Source organism: Synechococcus sp. MU1643 (assembly GCF_020514095.1).
Lineage (GTDB): Bacteria > Cyanobacteriota > Cyanobacteriia > PCC-6307 > Cyanobiaceae > Parasynechococcus.
Genome location: NZ_VTKY01000001.1, coordinates 347,431 through 364,255, shown reverse-complemented (window position 1 = coordinate 364,255; position 16,825 = coordinate 347,431). Strand labels below are relative to the sequence as shown.

General features: G+C 59.1%; 27 protein-coding genes. 17 read left to right on the top strand and 10 right to left on the bottom strand.

Annotated elements, in window-relative coordinates; all coding sequences use genetic code 11:
* The first annotated feature begins 141 nt into the window (after nucleotides 1-141).
* The 3 genes from FZX09_RS02270 (at nucleotide 142) to FZX09_RS02260 (ending at nucleotide 2,363) form a co-directional block, all read left to right on the top strand.
* Nucleotides 142-1,302, top strand: coding sequence for a hypothetical protein (locus FZX09_RS02270; RefSeq protein WP_226399616.1), 1,161 nt, complete (start codon nucleotides 142-144; stop codon nucleotides 1,300-1,302).
* Between the two features lie 445 nt (nucleotides 1,303-1,747).
* Nucleotides 1,748-1,996, top strand: a complete 249-nt coding sequence (locus FZX09_RS02265; protein ID WP_226399614.1) for a DUF3104 domain-containing protein — start codon at nucleotides 1,748-1,750, stop codon at nucleotides 1,994-1,996.
* A gap of 97 nt (nucleotides 1,997-2,093) precedes the next feature.
* Nucleotides 2,094-2,363 (top strand): hypothetical protein, encoded by a 270-nt coding sequence (locus tag FZX09_RS02260; RefSeq protein WP_226399612.1) that lies wholly within the window; start codon nucleotides 2,094-2,096, stop codon nucleotides 2,361-2,363.
* 471 nt (nucleotides 2,364-2,834) lie between these two features.
* On the opposite strand, the gene FZX09_RS02255 is transcribed toward FZX09_RS02260, so the two are convergent.
* The 4 genes from FZX09_RS02255 to FZX09_RS02240 all read right to left on the bottom strand — a co-directional run bounded on the left by FZX09_RS02255 (nucleotide 2,835) and on the right by FZX09_RS02240 (nucleotide 4,471).
* Nucleotides 2,835-3,017 carry a hypothetical protein gene (locus FZX09_RS02255; RefSeq protein WP_115132715.1) on the bottom strand — a complete coding sequence of 61 codons (183 nt, stop codon included), beginning with the start codon at nucleotides 3,015-3,017 and terminating at the stop codon, nucleotides 2,835-2,837.
* A 78-nt stretch (nucleotides 3,018-3,095) separates the two neighbouring features.
* A complete protein-coding gene (locus FZX09_RS02250; RefSeq protein ID WP_226399610.1) occupies nucleotides 3,096-3,752 on the bottom strand; it encodes a methyltransferase domain-containing protein in 657 nt (218 codons plus the stop codon).
* Between the two features lie 3 nt (nucleotides 3,753-3,755).
* A complete protein-coding gene (locus tag FZX09_RS02245) occupies nucleotides 3,756-3,977 on the bottom strand; it encodes a chlorophyll a/b-binding protein (protein ID WP_226399608.1) in 222 nt (73 codons plus the stop codon).
* A complete protein-coding gene (locus FZX09_RS02240) occupies nucleotides 3,974-4,471 on the bottom strand; it encodes a hypothetical protein (RefSeq protein WP_226399606.1) in 498 nt (165 codons plus the stop codon). The genes FZX09_RS02245 and FZX09_RS02240 overlap by 4 nt, the downstream gene beginning before the upstream one ends.
* 65 nt (nucleotides 4,472-4,536) lie before the next feature.
* On the opposite strand from FZX09_RS02240, the gene FZX09_RS02235 reads away from it, so the two are divergent.
* Nucleotides 4,537-4,722 (top strand): hypothetical protein, encoded by a 186-nt coding sequence (locus FZX09_RS02235; protein WP_226399604.1) that lies wholly within the window; start codon nucleotides 4,537-4,539, stop codon nucleotides 4,720-4,722.
* On the opposite strand, the gene FZX09_RS02230 is transcribed toward FZX09_RS02235, so the two are convergent.
* On the bottom strand, nucleotides 4,706-4,897 hold the full coding sequence (locus FZX09_RS02230) for a hypothetical protein (RefSeq protein WP_226399602.1): 192 nt from the start codon (nucleotides 4,895-4,897) through the stop codon (nucleotides 4,706-4,708). The genes FZX09_RS02235 and FZX09_RS02230 overlap by 17 nt on opposite strands.
* A 38-nt stretch (nucleotides 4,898-4,935) precedes the next feature.
* Between FZX09_RS02230 and FZX09_RS02225 the strand changes: the two genes are divergently transcribed.
* From FZX09_RS02225 to FZX09_RS02205, 5 genes are read left to right on the top strand one after another with little or no spacing between them, the layout of a single operon-like run.
* Nucleotides 4,936-5,433 (top strand): hypothetical protein, encoded by a 498-nt coding sequence (locus FZX09_RS02225; RefSeq protein WP_226399599.1) that lies wholly within the window; start codon nucleotides 4,936-4,938, stop codon nucleotides 5,431-5,433.
* The gene (locus tag FZX09_RS02220) at nucleotides 5,430-5,861 is read left to right on the top strand and encodes an NUDIX hydrolase (RefSeq protein ID WP_226399597.1); all 432 of its coding nucleotides are present in this window, start codon (nucleotides 5,430-5,432) and stop codon (nucleotides 5,859-5,861) included. Before FZX09_RS02225 ends, FZX09_RS02220 begins: the two co-directional genes overlap by 4 nt.
* Nucleotides 5,851-6,639 carry an ABC transporter ATP-binding protein gene (locus tag FZX09_RS02215; protein ID WP_226399595.1) on the top strand — a complete coding sequence of 263 codons (789 nt, stop codon included), beginning with the start codon at nucleotides 5,851-5,853 and terminating at the stop codon, nucleotides 6,637-6,639. Before FZX09_RS02220 ends, FZX09_RS02215 begins: the two co-directional genes overlap by 11 nt.
* Before the next feature lie 55 nt (nucleotides 6,640-6,694).
* Nucleotides 6,695-6,895 carry a hypothetical protein gene (locus FZX09_RS02210; protein WP_011364449.1) on the top strand — a complete coding sequence of 67 codons (201 nt, stop codon included), beginning with the start codon at nucleotides 6,695-6,697 and terminating at the stop codon, nucleotides 6,893-6,895.
* Between the two features lie 13 nt (nucleotides 6,896-6,908).
* Nucleotides 6,909-7,064, top strand: a complete 156-nt coding sequence (locus FZX09_RS02205) for a hypothetical protein (protein WP_226399593.1) — start codon at nucleotides 6,909-6,911, stop codon at nucleotides 7,062-7,064.
* Between the two features lie 8 nt (nucleotides 7,065-7,072).
* Here the strand turns inward: FZX09_RS02205 and FZX09_RS02200 are convergent, their stop codons facing one another.
* Nucleotides 7,073-7,897, bottom strand: a complete 825-nt coding sequence (locus FZX09_RS02200) for a metal ABC transporter permease (RefSeq protein WP_226399584.1) — start codon at nucleotides 7,895-7,897, stop codon at nucleotides 7,073-7,075.
* Between the two features lie 32 nt (nucleotides 7,898-7,929).
* On the opposite strand from FZX09_RS02200, the gene FZX09_RS02195 reads away from it, so the two are divergent.
* Nucleotides 7,930-9,294, top strand: a complete 1,365-nt coding sequence (locus tag FZX09_RS02195) for a 1-acyl-sn-glycerol-3-phosphate acyltransferase (protein ID WP_226399582.1) — start codon at nucleotides 7,930-7,932, stop codon at nucleotides 9,292-9,294.
* Here the strand turns inward: FZX09_RS02195 and FZX09_RS02190 are convergent, their stop codons facing one another.
* Nucleotides 9,295-10,050, bottom strand: a complete 756-nt coding sequence (locus tag FZX09_RS02190) for a metal ABC transporter ATP-binding protein (RefSeq protein WP_226399580.1) — start codon at nucleotides 10,048-10,050, stop codon at nucleotides 9,295-9,297.
* Nucleotides 10,050-11,018, bottom strand: coding sequence for a metal ABC transporter substrate-binding protein (locus FZX09_RS02185; RefSeq protein ID WP_370624157.1), 969 nt, complete (start codon nucleotides 11,016-11,018; stop codon nucleotides 10,050-10,052). The genes FZX09_RS02190 and FZX09_RS02185 overlap by 1 nt, the downstream gene beginning before the upstream one ends.
* A gap of 98 nt (nucleotides 11,019-11,116) precedes the next feature.
* Here FZX09_RS02185 and nth point away from each other — a divergent pair, with 98 nt between their 5' ends.
* The gene (gene nth / locus FZX09_RS02180) at nucleotides 11,117-11,770 is read left to right on the top strand and encodes an endonuclease III (RefSeq protein WP_226399578.1); all 654 of its coding nucleotides are present in this window, start codon (nucleotides 11,117-11,119) and stop codon (nucleotides 11,768-11,770) included.
* Here nth and FZX09_RS02175 read toward each other — a convergent pair whose 3' ends face one another.
* A complete protein-coding gene (locus tag FZX09_RS02175) occupies nucleotides 11,771-12,055 on the bottom strand; it encodes a 2Fe-2S iron-sulfur cluster-binding protein (RefSeq protein ID WP_226399576.1) in 285 nt (94 codons plus the stop codon).
* 399 nt (nucleotides 12,056-12,454) lie between these two features.
* Here FZX09_RS02175 and FZX09_RS02170 point away from each other — a divergent pair, with 399 nt between their 5' ends.
* Nucleotides 12,455-12,703 carry a DUF1651 domain-containing protein gene (locus tag FZX09_RS02170; protein ID WP_226399574.1) on the top strand — a complete coding sequence of 83 codons (249 nt, stop codon included), beginning with the start codon at nucleotides 12,455-12,457 and terminating at the stop codon, nucleotides 12,701-12,703.
* 180 nt (nucleotides 12,704-12,883) lie between these two features.
* Nucleotides 12,884-13,147, top strand: a complete 264-nt coding sequence (locus FZX09_RS02165) for a hypothetical protein (protein WP_226399572.1) — start codon at nucleotides 12,884-12,886, stop codon at nucleotides 13,145-13,147.
* Between the two features lie 90 nt (nucleotides 13,148-13,237).
* Here the strand turns inward: FZX09_RS02165 and FZX09_RS02160 are convergent, their stop codons facing one another.
* Nucleotides 13,238-13,837 carry a nucleoside kinase gene (locus FZX09_RS02160; protein WP_226399570.1) on the bottom strand — a complete coding sequence of 200 codons (600 nt, stop codon included), beginning with the start codon at nucleotides 13,835-13,837 and terminating at the stop codon, nucleotides 13,238-13,240.
* A gap of 168 nt (nucleotides 13,838-14,005) precedes the next feature.
* On the opposite strand from FZX09_RS02160, the gene FZX09_RS02155 reads away from it, so the two are divergent.
* The 4 genes from FZX09_RS02155 to FZX09_RS02140 all read left to right on the top strand — a co-directional run bounded on the left by FZX09_RS02155 (nucleotide 14,006) and on the right by FZX09_RS02140 (nucleotide 16,465).
* Nucleotides 14,006-14,248, top strand: a complete 243-nt coding sequence (locus FZX09_RS02155; protein ID WP_226399568.1) for a hypothetical protein — start codon at nucleotides 14,006-14,008, stop codon at nucleotides 14,246-14,248.
* Between the two features lie 56 nt (nucleotides 14,249-14,304).
* Entirely contained in the window at nucleotides 14,305-14,718 is a 414-nt protein-coding gene (locus FZX09_RS02150) for a hypothetical protein (protein ID WP_226399567.1), read from the top strand.
* Between the two features lie 133 nt (nucleotides 14,719-14,851).
* Nucleotides 14,852-15,697 (top strand): serine hydrolase, encoded by an 846-nt coding sequence (locus FZX09_RS02145; protein ID WP_226399553.1) that lies wholly within the window; start codon nucleotides 14,852-14,854, stop codon nucleotides 15,695-15,697.
* Between the two features lie 516 nt (nucleotides 15,698-16,213).
* Nucleotides 16,214-16,465 (top strand): hypothetical protein, encoded by a 252-nt coding sequence (locus FZX09_RS02140; RefSeq protein ID WP_226399551.1) that lies wholly within the window; start codon nucleotides 16,214-16,216, stop codon nucleotides 16,463-16,465.
* Nucleotides 16,466-16,825 lie beyond the last annotated feature (360 nt).

The following is a 16,825-nucleotide window of genomic DNA, read 5'->3' as shown; positions in this document are numbered from 1 at the left end:
GACAACGGTTTTGAGCGGTTGGGCGATGAGTAAGTGGTGGCCAGCTTCCGGATTATGCGGGATGATGCTGGCAAGAAATTAGGCCCAAATCAGGCCCATTTCCCGCCAAATCTCCAAATAAGCCACCGAGAGTCAGCCCAGTTGGACCTGGACCTCACCACTACTAACCAAGCCCTGCGTAATCGCGGGGCAAAGCTGACGCTGTATGTCGTGCCCGGCAGGGGAACCATCGGTGTCAGAGGCACCTGGACTGATGCAGCAGGGGTGAGGAAACAGCGGAAGGCCGGCCTCGGTTGCCCTGCAACGCCGGGCGGATTGATCGAAGCGGAGCAGATCGCCACCGCTATGCACCAAGCGATCAGCGAAGGGATCGATCCCACCACGGTGGTGCTGCGGGCAAAGCATCAGCCGGGCCAGGCAATCCCTGAGAAGCCCGTCACCGTCGCAGAAGCGATCGCGACATTTGAGAAGGACTACTGGCAGACCCGGAAGCGACTGCCCAACACCGAGCTCACCTGGCAGCGATACCAGATGATCCTCAACCGCTTGCCCGCCAACGGTGTCCTGAGCCTCGGTCTTCTGCAGCAGATCCTGCTGGAAACAACGGAACCGGACAGCAGGACAAGGCAGATGACCTGCATGCAGTTCGAGCGGCTGCTGAAGAAGTCAGGGGTGGAGGGCAGCGAACAACTCCGCATGCTGCGGGGCAACTACAAGCCCCAGGAGCGAGAGCTGCCGACCGATGAGCAGCTGGTGCAACTCATTGATGTCATCAGGCCCACGAAGTGGGGATGGTGCCTCGCAGCGATGGCGACATTTGGCTGCAGACCCGGCGAGGTGCCCAGCCTTCAGCTGCATCGGGACGGCACCGCCGAGTGCCTCTCAATCAAGGAGAAGCTGCGCCTGCCAACGCCCCGAACCTGCTTCGCTTATCCGAAGGAATGGATCGACCGCTGGACTCTTCATGAGGTGGAGATCCCCACGGGGCCGCTAGAGGAGGCCAGGTGGATCAAGCCTAACCAGTTCGACTCCGCTGACAGCGAGAGATGGGTGGCTGCATGGCGCGGCGCCCGCCAGGCGCAGATCTACAAGGAGACCATCGCCGAGGTTTTCGGAGACGACTATCGATTCGATATCTACGACATGCGGCACCGCTGGGCCGTGCGGTCCATCGAGGCCAACGTGAACCAGAGCCTTTGCGCCCAGAGCATGGGGCACTCCCTGCAGATGCACGAGCAGCGATACCAGCGCTGGATGACAGCAACAGACCTCAGAGCCGCCATGGCGAAGCTCACCATGTAGCTCCGCAGCACCTCGAAAATCGAACGCTTAATGGCTTGGGGAGAGGCCTAGTGGACCTCGATCCCCATTGGTGTGGGAGGAGGCCAAGTGGTCCTCGACTCCCAGCTGCAGAACCCCCTGGGTCTGCAGGGTCAACATGCGCCTGCCATTCGAACGGTCTCCCGAAGCCTTCTGTTTTCTTCCGGCCTCCAGGTTGTCGAATCATTGGAGTGGCTCATTTGGTCGCTGCCAGCACTTCATTAATGCGGCAACAAGTCAGTGGCCGGGGTGATTGTGTCTTCGGAGGGTTCCTGCAGCCTCCATCCAATGGGTTCTCCAATGACCATTGGGCGCTGATCACTGCACTGACTCCCTGAGGCGATGCGGGGAGTCAGGTCAGCGTTCTCTACACGCAGTTGACCTCGCCGTACCACCAGTAGTAATACAGATGTACTTAGAGTGATGTATGTCGGTTGATCATGCAAGCGCTGTTGCAGCGCCCAAGTCAGACCCCGTCTTTCTGCACGTCAAAGCCGGAATGACTGTGATCGTCAGTGACACAGAAGGTGCCTGGCGGATGGCTGATGTCCTCTGGGTCGATGGCGGTGCCAGGAACCCAAAGGTTCCAACGTTGTTCCAGGTGGCTGATGTCGATACCGGCGTCATCAACTGGGTGAACGCTGACCTGGTAACGCACATCGTTCCAAAGGTCTAAGCAGCTGCCATCCTTGGTGCACGTCGCAATCAAAGCAATGCGCACTTGGGGACAGGTCTTGGTTGCCTTGATGGCCCTAGGGCTGTTGGGCTGCCTAGTGGATGACGACCCCCAAGGAGACATTGAGGCACTTCCAGGTCTCGCCATGTTTGGCGGAGTTGGGGCCTACCTCTGGATTGATGGACAGAAACGTCTGGACAAACTTCAAGCCCTTTCAGAGGCAGCCTTGAAGTCCAACAGAGAGTTGGGCCATATCGACTGCCTGAAAATTAGCGGGAGCCTCCAAATCCCTGAGACTCAAGTCAGAGTGAAAATCGCTAGGGCTCAGAAAAAAGGTTGGGTGCCTCACGGCATTGAGATGAAATAACTCCTTGTCACCACTCCCTTCGGCACCTGGATCGCTGCCATCATTAGCGCATGACAGAGCTCGGGAAATTCCTTCTAAGCGTTGTGTTGACGGCGTTCTTTGCCGTGTCTCTCGTGCCTTACGGCTTCCTAGGGCTGTTTGGAGCAAGGTTTGTCGGGCAAATGCTGGACGGGTTGTTTTCCCAATTCGGTACAACCACCCCGGTTTGGCTGGGAATGGGTGTTTTGGTTCCGATGGCGATTGCGTGGGTAGCCGCACCCATCGCTCTTTTGGTCCTTGGAATTAGAGGTATCTGGGCGAAGCCAAAGAGCTCTCGCCTCCCTGAGGGCAAGAGCTGAAAGCGCTGCCATCAACTGGGTCAACGCCGACCTAGTGAGTCACATCGTTCCAAGGGTCTGAACCGCTGCCATCCTTGGCGCATGAGAAAGCCACCGAAGATGACGATGGGCTGGGTGAGACGAGCTGTGCTGATCACCTGATCAGCGCGCATTGCGGGGCCTTGATCAGGTCGTAGCCACGACGAATGCGACTTCCACCAGGCTCAAGAACCGTGCTCAGCTGTTGATCCTCGGAGGAAGCCTCGAGAACAACCTGCTGACCGATCAACACGATCCTGAAGCGCCAGGGGAGAAGACCCGGAAGGGTAAAGCTCATGGAAGTCCTGGTTCTCGCCTAACGCTGCCGCAATTGAGGCCAGCGTCCATCCCTTGAATTCGAAGGAAAGACGAGGAATTACTGGAGAGGTTTCTCCGTCATAACGGCAAAGAAAGGATCTCCCTTGCCACCGAACAATCCCATCACACCTTCGGCGCGGGTGTCTTCAGCAACTATCTCTGGCTGGGGCCAGCCCTGGGCCATCAACACCTCAGCGACATAGCGGAGGTGATCGCCGTTATCACCATCGGTCCAGACCTGCGGAGCCTTGGTGAAGAACATTCGATTCGAAAACGCCACGATCACCTGGCCCCGGGGACGGGTGATCCGCAACAGCTCAGCAGCGATCAGCTCGGGCTGTTGCAGGTACTGCCAACCGGCCACGATCAGGGTGGCATCGATCGAAGCGTCCTCAACCGGGAGGGTTTGGTCGCGGTTGAGGTTCTGAACCCAATGCCGATCCAATCGGGGGTTGGCGCTCAGCTCATCTCCATTGAGACCATGGCCAATCACCTTGTCGTAACTGATGTCTTCCGGCAGGTGGCTGACCCAACTGCTCATCAGATCAAGCACCTGGGCACAGGGCGGAATGCGCTCGCGGTATAGAGCGGTCAGCCGAGCCCGAAAACCCGCATCCAGGTGGTGAACGAAACGAGGCTCGCTGTAAAAGATCGCGTCATCGGTGGCATCCAACTTGAAGCGTTGGGAGTCCTTGAGAACAGGAACAACCGTCATCGATCAACCCAACTGCAGGTACCAGTGCAGAACTGCACCAAGCTGACCCGCAATTCCCAAGCCTGTGGTCTTTTCAAACACCACGGCAGCCGCGAAACCGAGCATGGCTACCCGGCCATTGAGACGCTCCACATCGGTCAGAGCTGACCGGTTCCAAGGACGTGCCGTGGTGAGCGACTCGCCGAAGCGTTCCGGTTCTTCGTAGCGAAAAGCAGGCCGACTCATCGCATTGCGCAAATCCAGCGGACCTTAACCACGGTTCCATCGCGTCCGGGGTAGACGGTCCAGGAACCATCGGCCCGGCGTTGCTCCAGCTGACCGTTGGCGCAGTTGGCACGCATCGGCAGAACCCGTTGGCTCCACTGATCCTGGCCAGGGCGCTGAATTAACAGGCCTGCCTCCACCTCAACGGCACCGTCCACGGTTTTTGGGGCCCGGATGTATTCAGCCGCCTTGAGCGCGGGAGTGTCGAGGGCCTCCATGAAGATCCAGCCGTCGCCGGGCAGCAGCTCGCCGCGACGCGATTGCCAAACCGCCGGCTCCTGCATCGGCTGCCATTCCGCCAGAGCAGGCAATGCACTCAGGGACAAGAGTGAGGCCACAGCAACGTTGAAGGACAGAGAACAGGAGGCCATGGGCAGAAGGATGCGGGCAGAGCAGCTTTCAGGGGGACTGTCAGTTGCTTCAAACAGCTTCACGAAGCGTTGAAACGCAAACATGAACGAATGGTTATGGAATTCCACCTGGCAGGAGTGCCAGCTTGAAGCGACTGATTCATCGGCCCATGGCCAGCATTACTCAGGGACGGGCTGCTTACACCGTCCGCCACAAGACATCCAACGGAGAAAAGCTGGAATCCTGCTTTTACGCCACGGATGCGTTTGAAGCGCGTCTGCTGGCCATGGAGTTCAACGATTACATCCGTCAGCACCCAAATTGCATCGATTCGATCCTCAGGACGGAGGCTTGAGCGGCGCTCGCCGACGCTCCACCTGAACGAAGACAAGCCAGGCCAGGCTGGCGAGGCCTCCTCCGATCCAATCGCTGCGCAGCAGTTCAACCAGGGCGATGGTGCTGGCCCCAATGCGCAGTCCCCGTAGAAGCAGGTCCGTTAGGGGAGGTGTCCGGCGCTTGTCGCGCTCCATGGGCCGACTCCGAAAAAATAGGGAGGTTGCAGAGCCCCATGATCTCAGCAGTATCTGGTCCGCCTGCCGCTGCCCTTCTTGCGCGAGAACGTCAGAGCCGCCGAGAGGGAAGCGGCATTCAGATCGAGCAGTTGCCGGGCTGCTGGATCTTGCAGCAAACCTGGAATCGCAATGGTGATGCGCCGCCGCCCGGCACGGCAACACTGCTGCGTTGGCTGGATGCCAGCCTGATTTTGAGCCCTTGTGACCAGGACCTGGGCATCACCAATCAGGTGTCCCTGGCCGGGTTCCGATTGAGGTTCAGTGGTCATGCCCAGCTCAAGGGGTCAAGACCGCTGCTGATGTTCAGCTTCACGTCGATAGAGCTGTCCTGGTCGAGTCAGCTGCTGCTTAAGCGAAGCCTGCCTTCACCACAGCCCCAACGGCTTCCTTTTTTTGCCCTGATCGAGCTGAACGATCAGCAGGGAACGCTGACGGCGCGGGGCCGGGGCGGTGGACTGGCTCAGTGGTCGCGGCTCAAACCGGAGGCGCCATGAAGCCCGCCGTTGCCCTGGCCATGCTCCAGCGGGAAGGGCAATGGCTGCTCCAGCTGCGAGACGATGTCGACTCAATCATTTATCCGGGCCATTGGGGGCTGTTTGGCGGCCATCTCGACCCGGGAGAAACAGCTAGCGAAGCCGTGCACCGCGAACTGCAGGAGGAGATCGATTGGTCGCCCAGCGTGCCGCTCGAGCCTTGGTTCAGCGACGACAGCGGCAACCGGGTGGCCCATGTGTTCCATGGAGCCCTCAGCGTGCCCTTGAGCAAGCTGCAGTTGAAGGAGGGCCAGGAGATGAAGTTGGTCTCCCTCAGCGACCTTGTGCGTGAGTCGATTTGGAGCGAGCGGCAGCGGGAGATGCGGCCCGTCGCGCCCCGCCTGTCGATCGTGATCGAACGGCTGCTGGAGGAGGGCCATGACTGCTGAAACCTGGCTCGATCTCTGCAATGTGGAGGCATGGTTGGGCGATCGCCCGGTGCTGCACAACCTCAACCTGCATTTGAAGCTGCGGCAGTCCACAACGGTGTTGGGGCCCAACGGCGCAGGTAAAAGCAGCCTTGTGAAACTGATCGACCGCAGCCTGTATCCCATTGTTCGGGCCGACGCGCACCTGCGGCTTTTTGGCAGCGAGACGGTGGACCTCTGGGCGCTGCGCAGCCGCCTTGGGGTTGTGTCCAGCGAGTTGGAACAGCGGCTTCATCCCAAAACAGCGGTTGATGAAGTGGTGGTGAGCAGTTTTTTTGGTGCCACCCGGCTGGGCCGGGATCAGAACCCAAGCGGTGAGCAATGGGAGCAAGCGCACGATCTACTCGATCAACTGCAACTCCAAAACATTCGTGGGCGCTGCTATGGAGAACTGTCGGACGGACAGCGGCGCCGTCTGCTGATCGCTCGCGCCCTGGTGCACGACCCCGAGGTGCTGGTGCTGGATGAGCCGAGCAGAGCCCTTGATCTCCAGGCCTGCCATCAGTTGCTGAACATCCTCCGGTCCCTGATCCAAGCGGGGACAACCGTGGTGCAGGTCACCCACCGCGTGGACACGATCCTGCCGGAGATGGAACGGGTGCTGTTTCTGGCGCAGGGACGCCTTGTTGGGGATGGGAGTCCGCGGGAGATGCTGCGGCCAGCCGAGCTGAGTGAGCTATTCAAGACCCCGCTCAACGTGGTCGAAGCCCATGGCTTTCGCCAGGTTCTCCCGGGATAAATCCAAACGCAGCACCCTGCTCTGCTAGGGATGAGGGCCAGACATTGCAATCGCCATGGCAACGGCAGAACAGAAAAAGACCATCACCAAAAAGCGCCTGCAGGAGCTGCGCAACCAGTGCCGTGACCACTACAACGTGGTAGCCGATGGTGTTCTGCCCGACGGTGCCGATGTGCGCGTCACCATGGGCAGGCTCCAGGAGCTGATCGAACTGCTCGATGGCAAAGCCAAGTGGGATGACAGCGAAGCCTCCTGAGCCACTCAAAGACATGCGGGACGATCTTGATTACCGCGAGCCGTGGGACCAGGCAGATTCCAAGCAGAAGGGATCCGATCAGGATCATTCCACCAGGGAATTTCACTTCCGAGAAGCCGGCGTTCAACGCTTCAACGACATCTACGACTGGGACGACGACGCGCGCTGATCCATCGATCAGAGTCGCCGCAGAACCCCCTGACCAGGGGCCAAAAGGAAGGCGAGCACGAATTGCGCGGTTTGCGCCAGCACGATGCAACCAGCGGTGGAGCTGTCGGTCCAATAGCTGATGAACACCCCCAGAACACTGGAGAGCACGCTGCTGGTGACGGCCAGCAGCGTCATCCGATCGAACCGATCGGTAAGCAGATAGGCCGTGGCACCGGGGGTGACGAGCATGGACACCACCAGAATGATTCCTACGGTCTGCAGACCGGCGACGGCGGCCAGGGAGAGAAGCCCCAACAGCATGTAGTGCAGGAGTCCGGTGTTGATCCCGATCGATCGGGCGTGGGTGGGGTCAAAGCAAAAAAGCATCAGGTCCCGCCGGAACAGCAGCAGCAGCACCAGCACCAGCACGGAAATCACCAGGGTCTGTTGCACGTCCCCGGTTGAGATCCCCAGAACATTGCCGAACAGGATGTGGGTGAGATCGATGTTGCTGCGCGTCTTCGAGACAAGCACCAGACCAAGGGCGAAGAAGCCGGTAAAGACAAGCCCAATGACGGTGTCTTCCTTCACCCTCGACTTCTGCTTTACAAATCCGATGGCGGCAACGGAGCCGACACCGAAGACGAACGCCCCCAAGGAGAAGGGGAGTCCAAGCGCATAAGCGACCACCACGCCAGGGAGAACGGCATGGGAAACGGCGTCACCCATCAACGCCCATCCCTTCAGCGTCATGAAGCAGGACAACAGCCCACAAACACCGGCGACGAGGGCACTGATCAACAACGCCTTGACCATGAAGGCGTGACTGAGGGGTTCCAGCAAGAGCTCCATCGGTTCAGTATGGGCGCGCTGCAGCCGGTTCGATGCCCCGCGCCTCCACCCATACCGCTCGTCCCGCGCTGCGCCGGCTACCCACCCGCCCAAGCCGGATGGTTCAGACCGTTGTCAGCCGCCTGCTTCCACTGCTCTTCCGCAGTCAGGGGCTCGAGATCCGCCATGGCAGTGCGGCAGAAGGCTTGGCGCGGGCCTTTGCAGCGCAGCAGTCGGGCGGCTGCAATCTGCTAATCGCCTTTCGCCACCCCAGCACCCGCGATCCGGTGGTGCTGGCGGATCTGTTCTGGAACCGTGTTCCCCAGGCGGCACGGCGGCTCAAGTTGCCGTTGCCACGTCCCATCCAGTTGCGGTTTCTCTACGACCGTGGCATTCCGATCTGGGCTGGCCAGGTGATTGGTTGGCTGCTGCAACGCAGCGGTGGCATTGCAATCCATCGCGGTCGGTTGGACCGCCCGGCCCTCGCCCAGGCCCGTGCGGCTCTGACCCAGGGGCGCTACCCGCTGGTGGTGGCACCAGAAGGAGCCACCAACAACCTCTCCGGCGAGATGGCACCGTTGGAACCGGGAGTGGCCCAATTGGCGTTCTGGGCCGCTGAAGATCTGGAGAAAGCCAACGACGTGCGGCCACTGGAGGTGTTGCCAATTGGCATTCACTACAGCTGGAGACAACACAACTGGGATACCCTCGATGCGCGGTTGACAGCCCTGGAATGCCATCTCGGCATTTCCAACTCCGACGCCGACCCAGAGAATTCCGAGGAAAGCAGGCGCGACCGGCTGATCCAGATCGGCATGAATCTGCTCAAAGCGCTTGAGCAGCTCGAACGGCTGAAGCCCGATCCAGATCAGACCTTCGGTGAACGGATTGGTGCCTATCGCCTGCATGGTCTTGCCAAAGCCGAGGGCCATTTCGCCTTGCGTGCCGTCGGCAATTTGCAAGAGCGTTGCCGTCGGATCGAGCAGGCCGCCTGGGATCGGATCTACAGGGAAGGTGTTGATCAGCTCTCACCCTTGGAGCGGAGCCTGGCGGACTGGGAGGCACGGGAAGCCGACCTCCAACTCACCCGGATGCGACTGGTGGAGCATTTCACCAGCGTGAGTGGTCACTACATCAGCGATCAGCCCAACTTTGATCGTTTGGCTGAGATGTTGCTGCTGGTGGAGGAGGCGATCGGCTGGATTGAAGACAAGCCCTGGAAGGGTCAGCCCAGCCTCGGACCACAACGGGTAGAACTGCGTCTTGGACGTGCTTTGCCCGTGCGGCCTCGACTGAACCAGTACCGCAGTACCCGACGCGAGGCGATGCATCTGTTCATGCAAGACCTGGATCAGGCTCTCGCTGCCCTGATGCCTGACGCTTCTCGAACAACAACGACTGATGCTGGTAAGTCCTAATCAGAACTTCTCTTCCGGGGAACTGTTGCCAGTAAGCAGATCGGGGGGCACGCCGCCGAAGGTCATGGCCAGGTTCTCGGGGGTGAAGACTTCCGAGGTTTCCCCATAGGCGAGCACCGTCTTGTTGATCAGAACCACAAGATCACAAAAATCACGGACGTGACCCAGGTCGTGGGTGGAGATCAGGATCGTGCGTCCTTCCTCGCGAAACTGAAGAAACAACTGGGCCATCAGCTGCTCAGTGCGCACATCAACCCCGTTGAAGGGTTCATCCAGCAGCAGCACATCGGCACGCTGGGCGATTGCCCGGGCCAGGAACGTGCGCTTGCGCTGACCACCCGAGAGGGTGCCAAGGGGACGATCAGCCAGCTCCAGAAGATCGACGCGCATCAAGGCGTCCCGCACAGCCACACGATCCGAGCTTCGGGGAATCCGCAGTGGATTCATCGCGCCGTAGCGACCCATCATCACCACATCCCTCACAGAGACAGGGAACTGGGCATCCACCCCATCGCTCTGGGGCACGTAGGCCACAGCCTGATGACGCTGGGCTTCGGCAACACTGCTGCCGTTGATCCGGATTCTGCCCCGTGAGGGACGAACAAACCCAGTGAGGGCCTTGAAAAACGTCGATTTGCCGGCACCATTCATGCCCACCAAACCGCAGATGCATCCTGCTGGCAGATGCAGACTGGCGTCGTACAAGGCAACGGTGCCGTTGTAATCCACACAGAGCTGGTCGGCCTGGATGCGCATCAGCGGTTGCTCTTGGGCAGGTCCAAGCCCTTGCGAATCAGACCCACATTGTGCCGCTGCAGGTCCAACAGGGTGGGTGCGGGCCCGTCCGGAGACGACAGGGAATCCACGTAGAAGGTTCCGCCGAATCGCGACCCGGTCGCCGCTGCCACCTCTCGTTGGGCTTTATCGCTCACGGTGCTTTCACAAAAAATGGCTGGCACTTCCCGCTCTCGCACCGTGTCGATCAACCGTGCCATGCGTTTGGGTGTGATCTCGCTTTCGGCATTTACAGGCCAGAGATAGGCCTCCTCGAGCCCGTAATCGGTTGCGAGATAGGTGAAGGCCCCTTCGCAACTCACCAGCAGCCGTTGCTGGGCCGGCAGCGCAGCAATCGCCGTGCGGAGCTCCTCATCGAGGGCCTGGAGCTTGGCTTTGTAGGCCGACGCGTTAGCAGCAAAGACCTCGGCCCCGGCAGGATCGAGTTGGCTGAACGCCCGCTCGAGATGGTCCACATAGCCCATCGTGCGCTGGGGGGACATCCAGGCATGGGGGTTGGGCTTGCCGGAATAGGCGTCTTCAGTGATCAGCAAAGGATCCATCCCCTCCGAAAGGGTGATGGTGGGCACATCCCCCGCTGCAGCCGTGAAACGCTGGGCCCACAACTCCAGCCCCAACCCGTTCTCAACAATCAGATCCGCCTTGCTAGCTCGCTCGATGTCACTGGGGGTGGGTTGGTAGCCGTGGATCTCGGCACCAGGCTTGACGATCGAAGCCACCTGCAATCGATCACCCGCCACATTCCGGGCCAGATCGGCCAAAACCGTAAAGGTGGTGAGCACCTGGGGGCGTGAATCCGAGGGGATGCCCTGGTCTCGGCTGCGGCAGGAGGCCAGCAGCAAACCCATCACAACCAGCAGCACAGCCGCCGAACGTTTCCAGTTCAACAGGGACAAAGAGAACTGACCTGACCTAATCGAGGATGGCATCAGGCGGTCCTAAAACAACAGCGGCAACAGCAGGGAATCGCTGCAACGAAGCGATGCAATCACCGAAGCGCCAAGATCACTGCACCCACTTAATTCCCGTGCGCAGGTCAGAGCGGGTGGAGGTGATCCTGCAGCGCCTCCACGAGCAGTACCCGGAAACGCCGATCCCCCTAGATCACAGTGATCCGTTCACCCTGCTGATCGCTGTTCTGTTGAGTGCCCAATGCACCGACAAGAAAGTGAATGAGGTCACGCCGGCGCTGTTTGCCGCCGGACCGACACCCGCCGCCATGGCGGCACTCGAGGAGGAGCAGATCCTCGCCTTCATCCGGCAGCTCGGGTTGGCCAAAACCAAGGCCAAAAATGTGCGCCGCCTCGCTCAGATTCTGGTAACGGCCTACGACGGCGGCGTTCCCCGGAGCTTTGAGGAGCTCGAAGCGTTGCCAGGAGTGGGGCACAAGACAGCCAGCGTTGTTATGGCCCAAGCCTTCTGCGTGCCCGCCTTCCCCGTCGACACCCACATCCACCGGCTGGCCCAGCGCTGGGGATTGAGCGACGGCAGCAGTGTGGTGCATACAGAACAGGACCTCAAGCGCCTCTTCCCAAAGGAGCACTGGAACCGGCTGCACCTGCAGATCATCTTCTGGGGCCGCGAGTTCTGCACGGCACGGGGCTGCGATGGAACCGTGTGCCCCATGTGTCGTGAGCTCTATCCAAAACGGCGGCGTCCTGTGATCACCCGCAAGCCCTGATCAAGACAAGTGCTCTTCAGCGTTGGCCTTGATCACACAATCAGCGGTGGGATAGCTCACACAAAGGAGGGCGAACCCCTGGCCCATCTGATCATCATCGAGAAAACTCTGATCGGTCTGATCCACCGAGCCACTCACCAAACGGCCGGCGCAAGTGGAACAGGCTCCGGCCCGACAGGAATAGGGCAGATCAACTCCGGCCTCCTCTGCTGCATCGAGGATGTAAACGTCATCAGGGCACGAAAAGCTGGCACCACCCTCGATATTGATGTTGAAAGAGGCCATAACGCGGTAGATCCTGAAGGGTTGATAGCTGGATCAGACCATCGGTGCCAAGGGCGCTGGACCTGCAACGACCTCCCTTGCATTTGTGGGGGAGGCGCAAGCGAGGGAACCTGCGCTCGTTCAACTCCCCGAAGCGTTGGCAGTGATGCTCGCGCCGACCGAACCATTACTCGAGTAAGAACAGCTCTTACCAAGCAGTCATGCCTGAATGCGTGCGGATCGTTATCCGCGAAAACTCCAGCGTCATGGACAGTGCACGCGATAGCACCGATGCTTTCCATGCGTCACGGAGGGGGTGGACTGAGGAGCCTGCTCCCTTTTTGGCTTGAACTTGAGGCAGGAGGCCACCTGACCGCCCACACTCGTCATTGCTAGTACTGGTGCACTTGTAGCGTGGTCATGGGAGAGGGCTGGCTCATCGATAGTGATGGCCGTTGGATCTGGCGATTCCATCGCGATCAGAAGGGATGGATCAACGAGCCAAAGGTTTTCATCGACAGAGGCCGTCGCCTGCCTGATGGCCCTCCCCTGCTGAAGGAGCCGCGACATCTCAGAAAGGCCGAAGCAGAACAACTCTGGGCGTCATTGCAGACCCAAGGCTGGAAGCGCCTTGCGTCTCCGGCCTCGGGCGATGCGGCTGAACTTTGAGACGGGCCGATGGTGCCAACCGGGAGGCTGTCCATCAGCAATCCCATCGCTCGCCTCGTGTTGGCATTTTGGAGGGGTGAGGAATAGCGACTCGCAGGGTGGAAACAAGGTCACACTCCTGCGAGTCGTTTTGAAACCCCTGCCTTCGGCAGGGGTTTCTTTTTGCCTGGAAGGATGCCCATGGAATCCGTCATCAACGAAATCGAGTTCGACTTCGAGCAGACCGTCAGCATCCGAACTGACGTGAAGCTGAGTAAGGATGACGTGAAGCAGATCGTCTCAGAAGCTCCACCAGAAACACTGGAAGAGATCGTTTACCAAAGCCTGGTGACAGATGAGTTGTACCTGAGAGCGAGAGCCAAGGAGATCGCCACCAAACTGAAACAAGACGACCTTGAAGTGAGAAGGATCGAGTATTGGGACGACAAAGGAAACAAGGTCTGACAGTTGCACCTGGTTGTCAACACCTCTGGGAATGACATTCACCAGAGGTCTGCCTTGCCTCAGCGGAGGGGACGCTTACGACTGCCTCGATTAACCGCGACATTCAATTTTGTTGAGAACAAGCTCCAGATTCCAGTTGTAACCGCGAACGATTACATCAGCGCGCTGCTTCAAAGGGTGAATGAAGCGTTGTTCACCTGGCAGCATTTCACCCAGCATCTGGCGAATCACATACAGAACCGACCGCTGCCTCTCGCGTACATCACGCCAGAGACGACTGACCAGCCTCTGGAGAAGAGGGGTTTCGATGTACACCACAAGCGAGATCGGTACCGCCTCCAGCAAATGTTGCGGCCCATAGGAGCCTTCAACCAGAACCAGGTCATAGGGCTGATTCAATGGCCTTGAGCCAACCTTGCGGCTGCGCATGTCGTAGCTGCGCAAAGAGCCCAGCCGCCGATAGCGAACAGCGCTGAGCTGCATCCGCAGCTGATCCACGTCAATGGCATCCACCGTGTCGAATCCATAGCGAGAGCTGGGGAGCCAACCACTGCGGTAGTAGTCGTCGCAGGCGATCAGAAGTGGACGCCGTCCCCTGCCACGCAGCTGCTCGGCGAGATGGGCCGCAAAGGTTGTCTTACCAGCCGCAGACGGCCCGCAGATGCACACCAGAGGGACTGCCTCAGACAACCGCCGCCTTCATCCAGACCAATACTGCCAACGCCCCCAAACGAAGCAGGAAAAACAGTAGCCGTTGATACAAATTAAGGCTATGGTGTGGTCACGTTGAGCCTCTTCAACAGGCAGCAGTCAGATCCACGCCAAGCAACGGGGGCGTGGGCACCGCGCAAGAGAAAGATGAACACCCTTCAACTGATCAAGGCACGGACTGTGCGCAATCAGGCCATCGAAACGGCCAGAACACAGATGGCACGGGCCTACCGCCACCAAGGCCACACCGACCGGGTGCACACCCCGGTGGGATCCAAAACCAAGGTGCTGCGCTATCGCGGCGTTGTCTACGAAGCGATCGACCCACAACAACACCCAAGCGGCGGGCGGGAACTTCGTTACCGCGGCGTGAGTTACGACGTGTACTAAGGCCAAATTTCCATTCATGATTAAAGCGGGGACATTCCCCGCTTTTTTTATGGCCGTTGAGGGTGACAAAGCAGCAGTGGCGCATTGTGGTGATCTCAACTGCGGCAGTGGCCTTCAGCGTCACAGCAGGCCTGGAACCTCCGCTGCGAAACCTGGTCAACTTCGCCAAGGCGGGGACGAGTTTTATCGCCAAACAGCTCTGCAGCGGCTTGCCTATGGCTGGGATGGATCCAGACCAAATGCTGAAAGAAGACCTGGCCGACGGCCAGGGGATGATCCACACCCAAATCGAGCCAAGCGCTGGTCGCGTTAAAGCGAGCTCCCTGTTCGGGCTGATTCGTGCTGAAGCAGTTCAGAACGGTGAACGGGGCTGCACATGGAGCATCAACGGCCAACCAATGCCCCGAACCCTCAGCCAAAACAAGCCTGGTCTGGCAATTCCAAGCCCACTGGAGCCCCTTGGCCCCTGATCGCCACAGCTCAGCCAGAGCCACCTGAAATCGATCGCCAAGCGCTGAACACGGCTCTCGATCGCGCCTTGCAGGAGAACGATCCTCTCCTACTAAAACGAACCCGGGCTGTGGTTGTTGTGAGAACGGCTGGGTGGTTGCCGAGCACTACGCCAAGGGCATTCAGCCCCACATGCCACTGATTGGCTGGTCGATGAACAAAAGCATCACCCATGCCCTGATCGGACGAGCCATCGACGAAGAGCTTCTGGATCCCGACAAGCCGCCGAGGGTGCCCGAATGGAGTAATTCGCTGGATCCACGCCAAAAAATCAGCCTGGATCAGCTGCTGCGAATGAACAGCGGGCTGGCATTCGAAAAAACGGGAGCACTGAACTCGGATCTGATGCGGATGCTGACCCAGGAAGCCGACATGACAGGGTTCGCCGCCAGCAAATCGCTCAGCAAAAAACCAGGGAAAAAGTGGAACTATTCATCCGGAACCACCAACACCAACATCCTCAGCCGGATCCTGAGACACGCCATCGATGACGATCAGCGCTACTGGAGATTCCCCTCACAGGCGTTGTTCGGGCCTCTCGGGATGACTACTGCTGTTCTCGAAAGCGACAACAGTGGAACTTTGGTGGACTCATCCCTGGCTTGGGCAAGCGGACGCGATTGGGCCCGGTTTGGCCAGCTTTACCTGGATCAGGGCAGCTGGAACGACAAACAACTTTTGCCCGCGAACTGGGTTCAGCAAGCTCGAACGGCGTACAGGGGATCCAAGCAGGCCTACGGAGCGCACTGGTGGATCAGCCGCCGCAAATCAAGGCCTGATCTGCCCACAGACAGCTTTTCAGCGGAGGGCTATCAGGGGCTATTGCTGCTTGTGGCTCCATCCCAGCGCGCGGTGATTGTGCGTCTGGGACAGACACCCAAAAAGCCAGGTTTTGATGCAAATGCTTTCGGGGCTGATGTTCTCTCAGCCCTTCGATAAAGCGAACGGCAAAACTCAGTTGTTGTCGCCGCCCTTAGGAACAAAAGCCTGGGATGCTGCGACGAGAAGACCGGTGATGAGCAGAGCAGGAAGAATCACGGTCGGACCGCCTTGAGCTGTCTGAGAGGCGAACAACAGCATGGTCTGGCAACAAAAACCACCGTTAACCCTGACAGAACGGGGGGCAAACAGCGACTTCTGCAAACGTTTGTCGCAGAGACCAAGGCTCAGCAGATCACAACTGGAAAGAGGAAGAGCTCTCCTTGCACGGCATCACAAGTTCGAGCTGCAGCGGGCGGTCTGGCACGAGGCTTCGCTGCTGCTGAGGCCTTCACCGGGAACGCTTTGCGCGGACGAATCAAAGAATGACGCATCCACTCGTCAGCACAGAAGGGGGCGTAAGGAGAACTCGTAGACATGAGCTTCAGAGCAGTACATCTGTTTTAGTGCGCATGTACTACACCGTCAACCCTGCTTCTCCCCGCAACAATCAGAGGCCCTCCCGCCCCTCCGCAGATGACGCAACAGGACGACGCCATCGCCAGCCGCTTGAGCCGGATCGAAGCGCGGCTCGCCAAGATCGAAGAACGTCTGCTAAGCGCAGTGGATTGTGAAGACCAGGACCTCATGGCAACGCAACAGCAGTGCTACGAAGAATGGATCCACTATCTGAACAACACGCCTGACGCCGTCGAAGCTCACCTCACCGCCCACGAGATGGCCGCCCTAAAAGCCTCTATCAACGCCCATGTTCCAAGCGATTCGTAGCGTTATGCACAGCTTTTCCACAGGACTTTAATACTTGATCCTGACGAGCACAGCGGTTTCGGCAGTCGGCGTGGAAAACAAACCTCAGACGCTCACCAGTACCAAGCGAATCCTCAAGTTCGTTGACAAGAATGCTGTGTTGGCAGTTGTTTTCAAGGAACCAACGCATCAGTGATCCTGAGAATGCATCAAGTCCAAACGAAGCGCTTTCTGCCGTGAGCGAAGCAAAGAATCCTCAGCAGGAGTCTCAGCAGGCCGATGTGCGACAGGGGTCAGAAAAAAAACTGTGGAAAAACAAAAGCTTTTTTTGTGATCACTGCAGACAGCCTGGGAGCCAGCATTTCCGCGTCAGCACGGAAC

Excerpts from the sequence above, each read along its gene's own strand:
- FZX09_RS02265 (WP_226399614.1), top strand. The coding sequence starts at position 1,748 with ATGTCGGTTGATCATGCAAGCGCTGTTGCAGCGCCCAAGTCAGACCCC.
- FZX09_RS02255 (WP_115132715.1), bottom strand. The coding sequence starts at position 3,017 with ATGAGCTTTACCCTTCCGGGTCTTCTCCCCTGGCGCTTCAGGATCGTG.
- FZX09_RS02250 (WP_226399610.1), bottom strand. The coding sequence starts at position 3,752 with ATGACGGTTGTTCCTGTTCTCAAGGACTCCCAACGCTTCAAGTTGGAT.
- FZX09_RS02245 (WP_226399608.1), bottom strand. The coding sequence starts at position 3,977 with ATGAGTCGGCCTGCTTTTCGCTACGAAGAACCGGAACGCTTCGGCGAG.
- FZX09_RS02240 (WP_226399606.1), bottom strand. The coding sequence starts at position 4,471 with ATGTTTGCGTTTCAACGCTTCGTGAAGCTGTTTGAAGCAACTGACAGT.
- FZX09_RS02235 (WP_226399604.1), top strand. The coding sequence starts at position 4,537 with ATGGCCAGCATTACTCAGGGACGGGCTGCTTACACCGTCCGCCACAAG.
- FZX09_RS02230 (WP_226399602.1), bottom strand. The coding sequence starts at position 4,897 with ATGGAGCGCGACAAGCGCCGGACACCTCCCCTAACGGACCTGCTTCTA.
- FZX09_RS02225 (WP_226399599.1), top strand. The coding sequence starts at position 4,936 with ATGATCTCAGCAGTATCTGGTCCGCCTGCCGCTGCCCTTCTTGCGCGA.
- FZX09_RS02220 (WP_226399597.1), top strand. The coding sequence starts at position 5,430 with ATGAAGCCCGCCGTTGCCCTGGCCATGCTCCAGCGGGAAGGGCAATGG.
- FZX09_RS02215 (WP_226399595.1), top strand. The coding sequence starts at position 5,851 with ATGACTGCTGAAACCTGGCTCGATCTCTGCAATGTGGAGGCATGGTTG.
- FZX09_RS02210 (WP_011364449.1), top strand. The coding sequence starts at position 6,695 with ATGGCAACGGCAGAACAGAAAAAGACCATCACCAAAAAGCGCCTGCAG.
- FZX09_RS02205 (WP_226399593.1), top strand. The coding sequence starts at position 6,909 with ATGCGGGACGATCTTGATTACCGCGAGCCGTGGGACCAGGCAGATTCC.
- FZX09_RS02200 (WP_226399584.1), bottom strand. The coding sequence starts at position 7,897 with ATGGAGCTCTTGCTGGAACCCCTCAGTCACGCCTTCATGGTCAAGGCG.
- FZX09_RS02195 (WP_226399582.1), top strand. The coding sequence starts at position 7,930 with ATGCCCCGCGCCTCCACCCATACCGCTCGTCCCGCGCTGCGCCGGCTA.
- FZX09_RS02190 (WP_226399580.1), bottom strand. The coding sequence starts at position 10,050 with ATGCGCATCCAGGCCGACCAGCTCTGTGTGGATTACAACGGCACCGTT.
- FZX09_RS02185 (WP_370624157.1), bottom strand. The coding sequence starts at position 11,018 with ATGCCATCCTCGATTAGGTCAGGTCAGTTCTCTTTGTCCCTGTTGAAC.
- FZX09_RS02175 (WP_226399576.1), bottom strand. The coding sequence starts at position 12,055 with ATGGCCTCTTTCAACATCAATATCGAGGGTGGTGCCAGCTTTTCGTGC.
- FZX09_RS02170 (WP_226399574.1), top strand. The coding sequence starts at position 12,455 with ATGGGAGAGGGCTGGCTCATCGATAGTGATGGCCGTTGGATCTGGCGA.
- FZX09_RS02165 (WP_226399572.1), top strand. The coding sequence starts at position 12,884 with ATGGAATCCGTCATCAACGAAATCGAGTTCGACTTCGAGCAGACCGTC.
- FZX09_RS02155 (WP_226399568.1), top strand. The coding sequence starts at position 14,006 with ATGAACACCCTTCAACTGATCAAGGCACGGACTGTGCGCAATCAGGCC.
- FZX09_RS02140 (WP_226399551.1), top strand. The coding sequence starts at position 16,214 with ATGACGCAACAGGACGACGCCATCGCCAGCCGCTTGAGCCGGATCGAA.